Source organism: Anaerobacillus sp., assembly GCF_046314235.1.
Lineage (GTDB): Bacteria > Bacillota > Bacilli > Bacillales > Anaerobacillaceae > Anaerobacillus.
Window position 1 is genome coordinate 21,167 of record NZ_JBKBWN010000014.1, and the last position, 16,204, is coordinate 37,370.

Annotated in this window: 13 protein-coding genes and 1 riboswitch; all 13 genes read left to right on the forward strand. The window is 35.8% G+C overall.

What is annotated here, in order from left to right; translation table 11 throughout:
- The first annotated feature begins 91 nt into the window (after nucleotides 1-91).
- The 13 genes from ACK4M9_RS17305 to fliD all read left to right on the forward strand — a co-directional run bounded on the left by ACK4M9_RS17305 (nucleotide 92) and on the right by fliD (nucleotide 16,180).
- Complete coding sequence (locus ACK4M9_RS17305; RefSeq protein ID WP_409853287.1) at nucleotides 92-520, forward strand: TIGR03826 family flagellar region protein; 429 nt, start codon at nucleotides 92-94, stop codon at nucleotides 518-520.
- Between the two features lie 118 nt (nucleotides 521-638).
- Nucleotides 639-896, forward strand: a complete 258-nt coding sequence (gene flgM / locus ACK4M9_RS17310) for a flagellar biosynthesis anti-sigma factor FlgM (RefSeq protein WP_409853290.1) — start codon at nucleotides 639-641, stop codon at nucleotides 894-896.
- 17 nt (nucleotides 897-913) lie between these two features.
- Nucleotides 914-1,405 (forward strand): flagellar protein FlgN, encoded by a 492-nt coding sequence (locus ACK4M9_RS17315; protein ID WP_409853291.1) that lies wholly within the window; start codon nucleotides 914-916, stop codon nucleotides 1,403-1,405.
- 49 nt (nucleotides 1,406-1,454) lie between these two features.
- The gene (gene flgK / locus ACK4M9_RS17320; protein ID WP_409853294.1) at nucleotides 1,455-3,071 is read left to right on the forward strand and encodes a flagellar hook-associated protein FlgK; all 1,617 of its coding nucleotides are present in this window, start codon (nucleotides 1,455-1,457) and stop codon (nucleotides 3,069-3,071) included.
- 101 nt (nucleotides 3,072-3,172) lie between these two features.
- Complete coding sequence (gene flgL / locus ACK4M9_RS17325; protein WP_409853296.1) at nucleotides 3,173-4,291, forward strand: flagellar hook-associated protein FlgL; 1,119 nt, start codon at nucleotides 3,173-3,175, stop codon at nucleotides 4,289-4,291.
- Between the two features lie 56 nt (nucleotides 4,292-4,347).
- Nucleotides 4,348-4,929 carry a DUF6470 family protein gene (locus ACK4M9_RS17330; RefSeq protein WP_409853298.1) on the forward strand — a complete coding sequence of 194 codons (582 nt, stop codon included), beginning with the start codon at nucleotides 4,348-4,350 and terminating at the stop codon, nucleotides 4,927-4,929.
- 124 nt (nucleotides 4,930-5,053) lie between these two features.
- A complete protein-coding gene (gene fliW / locus ACK4M9_RS17335; RefSeq protein ID WP_409853301.1) occupies nucleotides 5,054-5,497 on the forward strand; it encodes a flagellar assembly protein FliW in 444 nt (147 codons plus the stop codon).
- 2 nt (nucleotides 5,498-5,499) lie between these two features.
- Nucleotides 5,500-5,739, forward strand: a complete 240-nt coding sequence (gene csrA / locus ACK4M9_RS17340; protein WP_409853303.1) for a carbon storage regulator CsrA — start codon at nucleotides 5,500-5,502, stop codon at nucleotides 5,737-5,739.
- 336 nt (nucleotides 5,740-6,075) lie between these two features.
- Nucleotides 6,076-6,909: a flagellin N-terminal helical domain-containing protein gene (locus ACK4M9_RS17345; protein WP_409853305.1), complete on the forward strand. Its 834-nt coding sequence runs from the start codon at nucleotides 6,076-6,078 to the stop codon at nucleotides 6,907-6,909.
- Between the two features lie 669 nt (nucleotides 6,910-7,578).
- Nucleotides 7,579-8,643: a glycosyltransferase family 2 protein gene (locus tag ACK4M9_RS17350; protein ID WP_409853307.1), complete on the forward strand. Its 1,065-nt coding sequence runs from the start codon at nucleotides 7,579-7,581 to the stop codon at nucleotides 8,641-8,643.
- A gap of 342 nt (nucleotides 8,644-8,985) precedes the next feature.
- Nucleotides 8,986-9,080, forward strand: a riboswitch (cyclic di-GMP riboswitch).
- An 81-nt stretch (nucleotides 9,081-9,161) separates the two neighbouring features.
- Entirely contained in the window at nucleotides 9,162-14,036 is a 4,875-nt protein-coding gene (locus ACK4M9_RS17355; RefSeq protein ID WP_409853309.1) for an OmpL47-type beta-barrel domain-containing protein, read from the forward strand.
- A 193-nt stretch (nucleotides 14,037-14,229) separates the two neighbouring features.
- A complete protein-coding gene (flaG, locus tag ACK4M9_RS17360) occupies nucleotides 14,230-14,580 on the forward strand; it encodes a flagellar protein FlaG (protein ID WP_409853311.1) in 351 nt (116 codons plus the stop codon).
- A gap of 13 nt (nucleotides 14,581-14,593) precedes the next feature.
- Entirely contained in the window at nucleotides 14,594-16,180 is a 1,587-nt protein-coding gene (gene fliD, locus ACK4M9_RS17365) for a flagellar filament capping protein FliD (protein ID WP_409853313.1), read from the forward strand.
- The last annotated feature ends 24 nt before the right edge of the window (nucleotides 16,181-16,204 follow it).

Genomic DNA, 16,204 nt, shown 5'->3' on the forward strand with positions numbered 1-16,204 from the left:
CGCTGTTCGACAAATTTTTTATAAACGCTTAACGAGATCATTTTATATGCCGATATAATTAATATCAAAATTTATCACAGGGGGAATTTCAATGGCAGAGCTACTTAATTGTCCACGTTGTAATAAAATATTTGTGAAAAGCTTTCGTGACGTTTGTCAGGATTGTCAAAAACAAGAAGATCAAGATTATCAGACTGTTTACCAATATGTAAGAAAAAAAGAAAATCGTATGGCATCAATTATTGAGGTGGAAGCAGCAACAGGTGTTGATCAACAATTTATTTATAAATTTATCAAACAAGGCCGGATTTCACTGCAAAGCTTCCCAAATCTTGCATATCCATGTGATGCTTGCGGAACAATGATTCGTGAAGGGCGTATTTGCGGGAGTTGTAAAGGTAATATTACTTCAGGTTTAGATCGTTTAGAAGCTGAAAAGAAGTTTGAAGCACGCAAAAGGCAAGAGGAAAATAGTCGGATTACAACTTATCACTCATTAAAAAATAATCGTGGCAAGTGATGTACGTTGTTGTGCGGATTCTTTTTCCTATAATCTTCTATTTACCCTAAACAAATCTGTATTTTTGACGATATAAATAACAAAGTAGTTTTTGGAATAAGGAAAGAGGTGGAGAAGAATGAAGATCAATCCGTACGGAAATATTCAAAATATTTATCGGAAATCGATTGAAAAACAACAGCCAAAAGGTGATGTTTCTAAAAAGAGAGATCAACTAGAAATCTCGACAACGGCAAAATTAATGCAGCAAGAAACAAGAATTGCTACTGAACGTAAAGAAAAGGTCGAAGCGCTAAAAGCTAAGATTGACTCTGGAGAATATAAAGTCAACGCCCAAGATGTGGCGAAAAAGTTTTATGAATTTTGGAACGAATAGACTCGAGGTGAAAAAAGATGTCCGCCCAACAAATAATTGAATGTATGAAGAAATTAGGACAAGTCCATACAACATTTAATCAACTAGCCGAAGAAAAAACTGAGGCATTAAAAAAGGGCGACATCTCTCACTTAAGGTCACTCCTACAAAAAGAATCCGCCTACTTAAAACAACTACAACAGCTTGAACAAGAGCGAGTCCGACTAGTTCGTTATTTTATCAATGGTAAGGGATTAGCGTCAGAAGGCGGAACGGTCACTGAACTCCTTCTTCATGTAAATGAAGAGGAAAAAAATCAGCTAATAAGTCTGCAAAAAGAATTAATTGAGGAAATTGAAAGACTCAAGATGCAAAATGAATTAAATCAGCAGCTTATTCAAGATTCGTTACGTTTTGTTAACTTATCTCTCGACGTAATACAACCGCAGTCGGATACAGGGAATTACCAAAGAACAACGAATGATGACGATGAGCAATTAGGAAGATCGTTATTTGATACAAAAGCATAAAACAAAAATAGAGAGCTTCTTGGAATAAGGGAATGGAGGAACAACAACAATGCGATCCACTTTTCACGGATTAGAAACCGGTCGCCGCGCGCTTTTTACGCAGCAAACGGCACTACACACAACAGGACATAATATTGCCAATGCAAATACTGCTGGTTTTTCAAGGCAACGAGTGAATTTTAGTCAGACTGAAGCCTTCCCAAAACCTGGTTTAAACATGCCGGGGATACCAGGACAACTGGGGACAGGGGTAAAAGCTGGGGCAATTCAACGAATTCGTGAAGGGTTCCTCGATACACAATTCCGCGCAGAAACTAGTAAGTTCGGATATTGGGATTCACGTCAGGTTGCTCTAAGGAAAATGGAAGACGTTATGAATGAACCAACAGAAGACGGCTTAGCAAAGACTTTGGATCGTTTTTGGTCGTCACTTCAAGATTTATCTGTTCACCCTGAAGACTCGGGTGCAAGGTCAGTTGTCCGCCAACGCGGAATGGCTCTAGCAGAAACATTTAACTACACTGCTGATTCGTTGAAAGCTGTTCAGCGTGATATGAAGGAACAAATCAACGTTACGCTAAATGAGGTTAATTCTTTAGCAAGACAAATTAATAACTTGAATAAGCAAATTGCTTCTGTAGAACCACATGGGTATTTGCCAAACGACTTGTATGATCAGCGTGATCTGTTAGTCGACCGTCTTTCGCAAATCGCTAATGTAAAGGTTGAACGTGTAGGTAGTGGTGGTCAATCGTTAGAAATTGCTGAAGGTAAATATACGGTAAAACTAATCGACGATAATGGTCGTGATATGGGTGTAACACTAGTCGATGGTAGGCGTCTAGAAGCAAACGAAATGAGAGTAGCCTTTCACGAAGGTACAGGTTTAGTAGAACATGTTTACGTCGCATCAGCAAATGCACTTAAGGATCCAAATTTTGATTATAAAACATCAGGTGGAGTAAATATATTTGATGTTGATACATTCCGTGCCGTTGGTAAATTAAAGGCGGATCTTGAAGCGTATGGATATGTAAAGATGAACAATGGCCTATTGGAGCAAAAAGGGTTATATCCAGAAATGCTTCGTAATTTGGATCAAATGGTATTTACTTTCGTCCAACAGTTTAATGCTGTACACAGTGCAGGTTGGAATTTGACGGATATTGCAAGCGGCGTACATTCACCAGTTGATTTTTTTGATTTCGGTAGCCTTGTTCCGTCTGATGGCAATTTCCAAGGAGCAGCTTCTAGTTTAAGAGTTTCAGATAAAATTATGTCGCATTTGGACAATATTGCTGCTAGTAAAGGGATTAATGGAGAAGCTTTCTCTGGAGATGGATCTAACGCACTCTTATTAGCAAACGTAAAAGACGCTAATCTAGATTTTGGTGGAACGACAACGAATGTAATGAGCTTTTATCAAGGGGTCATCGGAGATATGGCTGTTAATACAAATGAAGCCGAAAGAATGACTCGTAACTCTGATACATTAAGGCTTTCTGTTGACCAACGCCGTGAAAGCGTAAGTGGTGTTTCGCTTGACGAAGAAATGACAAACTTAATTCAATTCCAACATGCATACAACGCAGCTGCCCGAACGATCACAATGGTTGATGAAATGCTAGACAAAATCATTAATGGTATGGGCTTAGTTGGTAGATAAATAGTTTAGTTACTTTAGTAATTGATAACTTTATATAATTAGCAATTACTTCGAAACTAGGCGTTTTGAATAATCAAAACTAAAACAGTAGGTGAACATAGATGAGAACGACTCAAGCAATGCTGGCAAACAATTCCTTACGTCATTTGAGTAACAATTATAAAAATATGAGTAAAGTTCAGGATCAGTTAGCAACTGGGAAAAAGATTAGTCGTGCTTCCCAAGACCCTGTAGTGGCGATGAACGGTATGCGCTACAGAACTCAGGTTACTGAAGTAGAGCAGTTTAAGCGGAATCTTGGTGAAGTATACAACTGGATGGATACAGCTGATGCAACGCTAGACAAAGTGACGAACACACTCCAACGTATCCGCGAATTAACTGTTCAAGCTTCAAATGATACGTATGAAAGTACACAACGTGGCAACATGGCTAAAGAGGTAGAGCAATTAAGGGAACATCTAATTGCATTAGCGAATACGAAGTCAAATAATAAATTTATTTTTAACGGAACGAACACAACAAATCCGCCAGTCGATACGACAAAAATTAATTTAAGTGCCGATGTGTTACAACCAGGTAGCCCTGATTTGGCTTCATTAGAGATCACGTATAATGGTGAGTTATATAAGTTTGATACTGCTGACACTTTTAAAAGTGCAACGGGAAAAACGATTAACATAGCAAATGACAATGGTGCAATTAGCATCAGTCATAACTTTTTAGATAAAGATAACAATCAAGTTTCTCAAAAAATAACTGGTGGAGATATTGTCATTTCTGACAGAACAGCCGTTTCTACTAATGGACAAAATGTTAATATTGAAGTGTTAAAGGGTGTAAACATTGCTGTTAATATTAACCCAGCAAATGTATTTTCAAATGATTTCTTTGGGGAACTTATTCGTCTAGAAAATACATTAAAAAACCCAGCTACAAAGGCTGAAGATTTGACGAAATTTTTAAGCAGTATAAGTGGTCAATTAGACAGAGTTGTAAACGAACGAGCGGAACTAGGTGCGCGCGTGAACCGTGTCGAAATGATTGAAGACCGAGTAATGGAACAAGAAGTTATTGCTAAACGAATTCTTTCCAATAATGAAGATGCGGATATGGAAAAGGTTATAATTGACCTTAAAACACAAGAAAGTGTTCACCGAGCAGCCTTAGCTGCTGGAGCTAGAATTATTCAACCGACGTTAATGGACTTTTTAAGATAAGCAATAGTATAAGGTGAAGAGGTTTCACGTGACGGGCAAAAGAAGGGGGATGACTGATGCAAGTACCATATATACAAATGAACTCAGTTCTAGGTCAGATTGGCTTGCAACCAAATCGCCCCCAAATGCAAATCAATCAACGCAATGCCGAGCTCTCAATTCACCAAGACCATTCAACGATGAGCATAAGTACACGGGCGTCAAAATTGTATATTGACCAAACCGAAGCATTTGCTGATGCTCACTTGAAGGGGCCATTGCGCAGTTCAAATGAATTTATCTCAAAAGCAGAAGGTAAAGTTGCACAGTACATTGCGAAAACAGCGCAACAAGGCGATATGATGATGAGAATTGAAAATGGTTTTGGGGCCATCCCAAGGATCGCTGAAATCAATTCAGAGTTGTATCCCGAAAAAGAGCTTAACGTTGGATTTTTACCGCGTTCAACTTCTCAAGTGAAATTTAATTATGTCCCTAGTGAAGTGAAGATACAAGTGACGAGTAGTATGCCTGAAATTCATGTCAGAAAGAACGACCCGCAAATATCAATTCCCAAATGGCAGTCAAATGCTTACGTAAAACAAAAAAACAATCTCACAATGAAGGTCATCGGTTTAAACGTAAACCGCCAACTCTAGCTTCGATATCATATCGGGGCTTTTTCTATATCATAACTTGTCCATAAAAGTTCATTAGTGACGTTTAAATTCTTTGGTAACTGCATTACAATAGAAGTAATAAAAAGTAAAGTGGTGGTAATCTATGAAGATTAATACGAAATATTTAGGTGAAGTAGAAATAAGTGAAGAAAAGATCATCCATTTTGAAGCTGGTATCCCAAGTTTTTTAGATGAGAAAAAATTTGTTTTATTACCGTTTGATGAGAGCACCCCTTTTTACATACTACAATCAGTCACGACACCTGAACTCGGTTTCGTAGTCGTCTCACCGTTTCAGTTTTTCCCGGACTATCAAGTAAAGCTCTCAGATGCAACAATTGAAGCATTAAAAATCGAAAAAGAGGAAGACGTTTCGATTTTCTCTATACTTACAGTTCAAGAACCATTCACGAAAACAACAGCCAATTTGCAAGGACCAGTTGTCATTAATAACAAAACAAATCAAGGCAAGCAGATTTCCTTAAATGATCCGAACTACGGTACTAAGCACTTACTCATGCCACAAGCTGTCGGTAAGGAGGGATAACGATGCTCGTCTTATCACGAAAAAAGGATCAGTCGATTATGATTGGTGACGATATTGAGATTACGGTTATTGCTGTTGAAGGTGACCAGATTAAACTAGGTATTAATGCACCGCGTTCAGTGGAAATTCAACGGAAAGAGATATTCCTTTCAATCAAAGAAGAAAACGCAAGTGCAGCAAATACTTCGGTTGATTTGCTAAAACAATTGACAGGGACTTTTCTAAAAAAAGAAGAGCAATAAATGAATATAGTCACTCCTTCAATTATGAGGGAGTGTTTTTTTGAGTTAGTCGTTCAGAAATTTCTACTAAGTTTATAGTAACATTTACGATTAATATAGTAAGTTATAGTAACAAAAAACTGCAATTCGACAAGAAACAAAAATATTTTAAAAAATAAATAAAAAAGTTAAAAATTTATCGAAAAAACTCTAAACATTCTATTAATCTATCCGATATTATTAGTGTAAAGCAAAATGAGAAAAAAGGCGGCCGACTTTTCACTCACTTTTGTTTAAACCCTTTCCAACCACAAGGATGTGGGCGGAGTAAAAAACAATTTCAAGGAGGAAATTATAATGATTATCAATAACAATTTAAATGCAATGAACGCTCACCGTCAAATGGGCATGAATGTTAACTCAACTGGTAAAGCTATGGAGAAATTATCTTCAGGTCTTCGTATTAACCGTGCTGGTGACGATGCAGCTGGTCTTTCAATCTCTGAAAAAATGCGTGGACAAATTCGTGGTTTAGATCAAGCATCTCGTAATTCTCAAGATGGTATTTCTATGATTCAAACAGCAGAAGGTTCTCTTAACGAAGCTCATGCAATTTTACAACGTATGCGTGAACTAGCTGTACAGGCAGCGAACGATACGAATGTTACAGAAGATAGAACGGCTATCAAAAACGAGATTGACGAATTAGCACTTGAGATCACTAGAATTAGTACTGATACTGAGTTTAATAAACAAAAATTACTAGATGGTACAGCTGGTGATGCAGGAACAGTTACGCTTCAAGTAGGAGCTAATGAAGGTCAATTTATGGAATTAGACTTTACAGCTACTGGAATTGATTTATCTGCTGTAGCTACTGCTGTAACTGGACTTGATGTTGACACTTATGCAAATGCTGATGCAACAATCGCTGCGATAGAAGCTGAGATTGCAAATGTAAGTGAAGGTCGTTCTAAATTAGGTGCATGGCAAAATCGTTTAGAGCATACAATTAAAAATCTTGACAATGCATCTGAGAACTTGCAAGCTTCAGAATCTCGTATCCGTGACGTAGACATGGCTAAAGAAATGATGGAGTTCACTCGATCTAACATTCTTAACCAAGCTTCTCAAGCTATGCTTGCTCAAGCAAACCAACAACCACAATCTGTATTACAATTACTTCGTTAATTTCAAAAGAAAGGGCTCCCAGATAATGGGATCTCTTTTTTTTGCTTTAACATAAACTTTTTATGAAAGAGTTTAATATATCAGAAATTCTAAAGTTCCTTACTGGCTTCTTCCCAAGTGAAGAAAAGTTATGTTACAAACATAATTGTCGATGCAAGAGAATAAAAAGTATGGTATGAATTAACTTTTAGTCCAGTAATTTTTTTTTGATTAATTAGCTTATTGTTTCAATAATAATAGCTAGCTACCGATATAAAAACTAATAGATTATTTTTTAAGAATTTGAATTGCTTCAAGGAGGATTGAGTGCAAAATAAGTCGTTAGTAACACAATATTGAAAGGGCTCTCTCGTATAGTGTCTGGCTTTGAGGATACTTGTTATATTGCGTGGAATATGAAAATAAATAGATACATTTAAAAGTCTAGTGCAATATAAAAAGCGCACCCGCTAAACTCTTTATTATTTTTAAATAGTGTTTAGAAAAATTGTGAAGGCTATCATATGGGTAACTATGCAAAAAATAAATTCACAAGACAATTGCTGTCCAATACTGGGTGGAAATAATTAATGTAATAATTTTTAGTCAGTAAGGTGAGGTTACTGGAGTTTATTTTTTTACCAAATCTGAACAAAATTGATAACAGAACTGAGATTAGGTGGTGCATTTATGAATACTTTATCACTTTGCATGATAGTTAAAAATGAAGAGAAGGTATTGTCAAGGTGCTTGGAAAGTGTAAAGGGTCTTGTAGACGAAATGATAATTGTAGATACTGGATCAGAAGATAAAACAATTGAAGTTGCCAAGTCATATGGGGCAAACATATACCATTATAAATGGGATAATCACTTTTCAAATGCTAGAAACTTCTCGTTAGAACAAACAAAAACAGATTGGCAGTTAGTGCTGGATGCTGATGAATATATAGTAAATGATTGTAAGTCTAAAATAATAGAATTTATTAATTCTAGACCTGCAGTTGGTAGAATTAAAAGGATAGATAAGTTCGTTCAAAATAATGAAGTTCGGCATTCACAAGCCTATATTTCACGGATTTTCCCAAAAAACACCAGGTATAATGGCAGAATACACGAGCAAGTTAAATCTATACATCCTCGAAAAAAATTAGACGTTGAAGTTTATCATGATGGTTACTATTTAAAAGAAAAGTCTATTAGGAATATTGCTTTGTTAATAAAAGAGGAAAAACAGAACGCTAATGATAACTATATACTATATCAACTAGCTAAAGAATATAGAATTACTAAGGATTATCTTAATGCCAATAAGTACTATAACATGTGTTACTCAATGATAACTAACTCAGATAGTTATAAGCCAAACCTAATAGTTGGTTATATTTATAATTTAATCTTATTAAAAGATTTTAAAAAGGGTTTAGAAATAATTAATAACGAATATTCTTTTTTAAAGTCGTTTGCAGATTTTCACTTTGTAGTAGCACTATTCTATATGGAACTTGTATTTAGTAATTTTGAAGAATATAGTAATTTTCTAGTAAATATTGAAAAAGAATATTTGTACTGCATCGAGTTGGGTGAAACGAGCGAATATGATAGTACATTGGGAACGGGTAGTTACTTAGCTTTATATAATCTTGGAGTATATTATGAAACAATGGGTTATCATGATAAAGCCAAAGCATGCTATACTCAAGCTGCTAGCTATAATTATCAACCTGCTGTAGAGAGATTATTTATTTACAAATAAAAAGATAGTTGCTCTAGACCCAGCTGTAAGTTTATAAAAAAGATAATAGTTCTAAGTTCATTGAAAGAGTCCCCGATTAAGTAAAAAGGAATAATTCCTCAATCCCTGGGGGGATTATTCCTTTATTGTTTTTAGTTAAAGATCGGAGCATATATTGATGAGAAATCAACTTGCATAAGTATCGATTTCATCTATTATTAATGAGGAAGTTTAGTTAAATTTGATATAATCAGTTCAAGATTACTAGTAGATTTTACATAATAGAAGAAATTATAGTTCAATTGCACTATTCAGCTATTTCCATATACCTAGTATTATAGTATGTAGTAGTAAAAAATCACCAAGTGAAAAAGGCAAATCATAGGAAACTATGAGACGCAAAGCCAAGGACCTGAACCACAGGAGAATTTTCTTGTGGATGGTAGCCGGTTGCCACAAGGAATCATAGCTTTTTACCTATGAACCTTGTTTAAGGTTCTTTTTTATTTGGAAATTATAAGAAAAGGCGGGACTATTGTATGGGTAAACGTTTCCTTAGAAACATAGCGTTTCTAACACTGTTCACTATTTTTTCTCAATTTTTATTTCCATTTGCTAGTGTGCTTGCTAATACTAACAGCAGCATATTACCTCCTAGCGATCTAGGGGCAATTCATCTAACACCGGATGATGTAAGGTTGACATGGGGCTCAGTTGTTGGAGCAACTGGCTACAATGTCTACGAAATTACAGAAGGACAGCTTATTTTACATGGCAAGACTACAGCAAATATTTATAATTTAAATGATTTAGCAGAAGGGTCATATCGGTTTGTCGTTTCAACCTTAAGCTCCAATGGTGAATCTGGTCCAAGTGCACCGGTATCCTTTACGGTTACATATCCGCAGATGGCAGAACCAGGCAACTTCACTCAATCAATTAGAAATGGTAATGATATCGTTTTGAACTGGGGGGCATCTCAGTATGCTGAACATTACAATGTATATCGAATCCTAAATGGTAATGAGAAAAGTTTGTTAGCTTCAGTAACAACAAGAACTTTTACTGTAACAAATGCACCTGAAGGGCAATATACGTATGCTGTTTCCGCTGTTAACACTTTATATGGCGAATCGGCTCTTTCTAAGTATTTAGATATAGAAGTAATTCATCCTATAATGACAGCACCTAGTAATTTCACTTATTCTGTGACTAATGGTAGTGATTTGACGTTAAAATGGGGTTCTGTACCTTTTGCAACAAACTATAATGTCTATCAATTAAAAGATGGGAAGAGAGTGTTAATAAATACGGTAACAGCAACGACGTTAAAATTTACAAACGTCCCAACTGGTGAATATATATATGAAGTTACAGCAAATAGCACTCGTTTTGGTGAGTCAGTTGAAGGAAGTCGATTGAATGCAACTGTTAGTGACATTACGATGGTTGCACCAAGTAATATTAACTATACGCTACAAAACATCAATGATATTGTTTTAACTTGGAACACTGTCCCACATGCAAATAGTTATAAAGTCTATCAAATTGTAGATGGAGAAAAAGTGTTACGGAGCACAGTTACAAGTACAACTGTTAGATTTAATAATTCTCCTAGCGGAAGTTATGTTTATGAAGTACATTCATATAGTGATCGTTTTGGAGAGTCAGAGGATAGTAGTCAAATAACTGTAACTGTTGAAGGCCACACCATGTCGGCCCCAAGTAACTTTACCTATAAAGTTCAAAATGGAAATGACATCGTCCTTAGTTGGAATGGTGTAGCGAATGCAAATAACTATAGAGTCTATCAAATTGTAAATGGAGAAAAGATATTAAGAAGTACAATTACTGGTACTAGTGTAACGTATTCCAATAGACCTGAGGGTGAATACCAATACGAGGTTTCTGCCTTTTCGACTCGCTTTGGAGAATCAGAGAGTAGCGGTATATTAGCTTTTTCAGTTGTTCATCCAACTATGGAGCCTCCGGCAAATTTGATCCATGCAGTAAATAGTGCAACCCAATTTACATTAAGCTGGGACGTGGCGCCACATGCAACCAGTTACAAAGTTTATCAAGTTGTAGATGGCCAAAAAGTTTTAAGAACGACAACTTCTAATAGAAACGTTACTTATAGTAGCATGGCGCCTGGGGAGTATACTTATCTTGTTCACGCTGTTTCTAATAGATTTGGAGAGTCTAGCGTTGGGACACAGGTTAAAGTAACTTTAAACGGTCAAACAATGGCTACACCGACTAATTTTACTTACAGTATTTTAAACGGTAACGATATTTCTCTAAGATGGACAAGTGTTCAATATGCGAATAGTTATCGAGTTTATCAAGTGATTAATGGCGAAAAAGTCTTAAGTAGAACAGTTACTGGTACAACTGTAACTATTGCAAATGCACCTGCTGGAGAATATCAATATATTGTTCATTCTGTTTCGTCTTTATTAGGTGAATCACCAGAGGGAGCAGAGGTAGCCATCTCTTTAGTTCATCCTGTTATGGAGGCACCAAGTAATTTCACTTCTAGAGTTCAAAATGGAAATGATGTTGTCTTAACTTGGAGCTCAGTTCCATTTGCTAACAATTATAAAATCTATGAGGTAATCAATGGGGTATTAGAATTAAGAAGGACTGTAACAACCCTATCTACTACCCTTTCAAATGAGTCTGAAGGTGAACATACTTATGTTGTTCATTCTCTCAGTAGTCGTTTTGGTGAGTCAGTCGAAGGAAGTCAAATTGCTCAGGTAGTAGTTTTTCCGATTATGGAAAAACCTTCAAATCTAACTATAAAAGTCAATAATGGTAATGATTTAGCGTTGAGTTGGAGTGCAGTTTCATTTGCCAATAACTATAACGTCTACCGAGAAATTGATGGAAAGTTAGTATTTCAAAGAACCGTAACAGCAACTTCTACTACGTTTACGAATCAACCTGAGGGAGATTACAAATACGTTATCAAATCTAATAGTACTCGTTACGGAGAATCATTGGAAGGAAGCAATGTTTCTTTAACACTAGCCCATCCAGTTATGGAAAGACCAGAAAACTTTACAAGTAGCATTACGAATGGAAATGATATTGTCCTTAGATGGAATGCTGCTACATTTGCGACAGCTTATAAGGTCTACCGAGTGGTCGATGGTAATGCTGTTTTAGAAAGAACCGTAACTGGTACGTCGACAACGTTTGTTAATATGCCTGAGGGTGACTACCAGTATATTGTTCATTCCGTCAGTAGCCGTTTTGGCGACTCTCCAGAAGGAAGTTCGTTAAACTTAACGCTAACATGGCCAGTTGTATTAGCGCCAGTAGTATCGAAAAATGTTTTTAATGCAAATAATATTACCTTTACTTGGCCAATCGTTACATGGGCAAATGAATATCGAGTATATAGAATTATCAATGATACAAGACAGTTACTTTATAAAGGTACTGCACGTAGTTTTACAGTTAATAATTTAACTGAAGATACGCACCAATTTGAAGTTACAGCATTTAGCACACGCTTTGGTGAATCACAGCCTGCAAGAGTAACGGAAACGATTATTTATCCAATTATGCAACCACCTGTGGCAAAGCTAACTTTGTTAAGTGATACAAGTGCGAGAATTTCTTGGGACTTCATCACCTACGCAAATGGTTATAACATTTACGAATTAATAAATGGCGTACCAGTATTAGTGGCCGAAAAGGTAAATAACCTCTCTTATACGATTACAAATATGTCGTATGCAGATCATGAGTATTATGTTACATCGTATAGTAATTCCTTTGGCGAATCATCACAGTCAAATATCGTTCTAGCTAAATTAATAGTTGATACGGAAGCTCCAGTAACAACAGTTAACGCTCCGCAAGATTGGACGAATCAAGCTGTAGTCGCTACGCTATCAGCAACTGATAACGAAACGGGAGTTGCAGATACTTTCTATTCAATAAACAATAGTGCTTTTGTGAAAGGGACAACCTTTACTCTTGATAAAGAGGGTATTCACAAAATTTCCTTCTATTCAATTGATAAAGTAGGGAACGTTGAAAAAATCAAAACTAGTGAAGTGAATATTGATAAAACAGCACCAATTACTTCAGCAGTTATACAGTCTTCTTGGAGTAAAGAAGCTGTAAGCGTTGAGCTAACGGCTGTAGATAAATTAAGTGGAGTTGCCAAAACGTTCTACTCGATAAACGGGTCAGAATTAAAAGAAGGAACAAGCTTTACAGTGACTGAAGAGGGTATAAGTTTGATTACGTTTTTCAGTATCGATAAAGCAGGTAACGTAGAAGATCAAAAAACAGTTGTAGTGAAAATCGATAAAACAGCACCAGTTACAAGTGCCGATGCCTCATCCACTTGGAGCAAGGAGTCTGTAAATGTAAAGCTGACAGTTGAAGATAAGCTAAGCGGACCTGCCCAAACATTCTATTCAATTAACGGATCAATGTTAAAAGAAGGAATAAGTTTTGACGTAATTGAAGAAGGAGTAAATAAAGTATCTTTCTTTAGTATTGATAAAGCAGGTAACGTAGAAGATCAACAAACAATAGAAGTGAAGATTGATAAAACAGCACCAGTTACAAATGCGGATGTTCCATCTACTTGGAGCAAGGAACCTGTAAATGTTGAGCTTACAGTTGAAGACAAACTAAGTGGAGTTGCTAAGACATTCTACTCAATAAACGGCTCAGCATTAAGAGAAGGTACAAGCTTTTCAGTACCTGAAGAAGGTGTAAATTTAATTACATTTTTTAGTACTGATAGGGCAGGGAACATAGAAGATCAACAAACAGTTGTAGTGAAAATTGACAAAACAGCTCCTAACGTTGTATTGGATTTGAATGATTCTTATCAATTAGAAACTGTTGTTAATTTAAGTTATTCTGCTCACGATAACTTGTCGGGCATCCAAAGTGAAGTACTATTAGTGAATGGAGTTCAATTTGACAATGGGGATATGTTTAGCTTCGACAAACCAGGTAGTTACTCAATCAAGTTAACAGTGATTGATCATGCTGGGTGGTCGACAACTTTAGAAAAAACGATCAATGTTTATATCCCTATTGAAATAAAAGTAAACCCAGGAGTTATTAATCCAAATACGGGTAAATTTACAGTTCAAGTTGTTTTTACAAAAGAGTTCGAAAAAGAATTCGGTAAAAAGCACATTAAGGAACTACTGAAGAGTTTTGATCTAACTAGTGTTACTTTAAATGGTGTATCAGCAATCGCTGAAAAGAATGGCGATCAAAAAAAATCTGAAAATGGCCTCTTTAAATTCAACCGTGAAGACTTTAATTGGGTTGCAGGTGAAACATTAGTAGAATTCCGTGGGATGTTAGGTGACTATCAGGTTGTTGGTTATGAAACAGTAAAAGTTCTAAGTAATAATAAGAGGTAATACAAGTATTAATAGTCACTAACTATGAAAAGCCAGGCTGTTCGGGTAAAACCGTAGCAAACTGGCTTTTTATTTTGAAGTATTCTATTACATTTTCATTAATTGTAATTATTGTGTCTGTTTTTATAAAAAAACTTCAAATATCCTAGGATTTGTCGATATAAATAAAAAGTGTAATGAGGGAGATGAATAAATGGAAATCGGACGGAACCTTCCAACAAATACGTATCAACAAGCAAAGACTAATGTAACAATGGAGAAAGCGCTAGTCAGTGAACCAATAAAACAAAGCACGTTTCCAGAACAAAGTGGCGTTATAAAAAAAGAAGATGTTGAAAAAAAACTTGAGAGTATTAATAAATTCCTAACTTCAACTAATAGTTCTTTGAAATTTACGCTTCATGAAGAATTAAATGAGTATTATGTAGCGATAGTCGATGAACAGACAAAAGAAGTTATAAAAGAAATTCCTCCTAAAAAGCTATTGGATATGTTTGCGGCAATGAAAGAGACAATTGGGATATTTATTGATAAGAAGATATAAGGTGGTGTAGTAATTGAGAATTGGTGGTATTGCTAGTGGTCTAGATACAGAAAGTATTATTAAAAATTTAATGAAAGTGGAACGATTACCGTTAGATCGTTTTACACAACGAAAGACAAGGCTAGAATGGCAACGAGACGCATACCGTGATATGAATCTGCTTTTTAAAAATCTAGATGATGCTGCATCTAATATTCGACTTAGATCTTCTATTAATACAAGGCAAGCAGCAAGTTCAAATGAAAGTGTTCTGACGGCAACAGCAAATGCTTCAGTAAGAAATGGTTCATATGAAGTAGAAGTAACAAAAGTAGCTAAAGCAGAGAGATATATGAGTTACGAAACTATTATGGATACTGATGGAAGTAAATTGGATCCAGCTAAATCATTTCAAAAACAAATGGGTTTAGAGGGAGTTTCCAATACATTTACGATTAGCACGAACAAAAAAGATAAGGATGGTAATCTTTTACCGCCAACATCATTTACTATTGATAACAAGTCCTTAAATGACATTTTAAAGGACATAAATGCATCAGGTTTAGGTATAAATGCTAGATACGATACAGTATTTGGCCGTGTTATTATTGAGAAAACAGAAACAGGCATCCATAATCAAGAGCCAAATGGCCAGGAAATTATGCTTGCAGGTGAATTCTTTGCTAAACTAAATGTTAACACTGACGTGAATAGTAAACCTAATCACAAGGCACAAGACGCTGAGTTTATTTTTAAAAATAAAAGTCTTGGTCTATCGGAAACAATTACTTCAAAAACAAATCGGAATACAGTTGGTGGTATAACTGTAAATTTACAAGAGGTTGGGACAACTAATATTACGATTACTAGTAATACTGACGATGCGTTTAATAAAATTAAGAGCTTTGTTGAGAAATACAATGAAACTATCGATACTATACGTTCAAAACTTAATGAACCAACCCACCGTGGTTTTCCACCATTAACCGATGAACAGAGAAGAGAGTTAACTGAACGAGAAGCTGAGCTTTGGGATGAGAAGGCGAAAAGTGGTCTATTAAGAAGAGATCAAAATTTGACAAGTGCCCTTAGTCAAATGCGCTTAGATTTATATTCCCCAGTAACTAATTCAGGGCAGTTTAACCAATTAGCTCAAATTGGAATTAAAACATCAAGTAATTATCTAGAAGGTGGAAAACTAGAAATCGATGAGGAAAAGCTAAGAGCAGCTTTAGCTGATGATCCTGACGCTGTCCATCAGTTATTAAACAATGCCGCTGATCCAGATCTAACTAAAAAACCTATAGGTGAACGAACTCGCGAGGAAATGCAAACGATCTATAACCAAACTGGATTAATCGGGCGTTTACGGAACTCAGTTAGTGAATCAATTAAGAAGATTGTTGCACGTGCTGGTAATGAAAACCGCACGAACCAACAATTTACCCTTGGTAGAGAGTTATTAAACGTAGACCAACAAATTGATCGTTTCCAAAGGAGATTAGTTGATATAGAAAGCCGTCATTGGGCTAAGTTTACAGCCATGGAAAAGGCGATGAATCAAGCGAATGCTCAAGGAATGGCTTTCATGAATCAAATCATGGGTGCCGGAAATTTCTAAACAATTGAAAGGATGTTATTAATT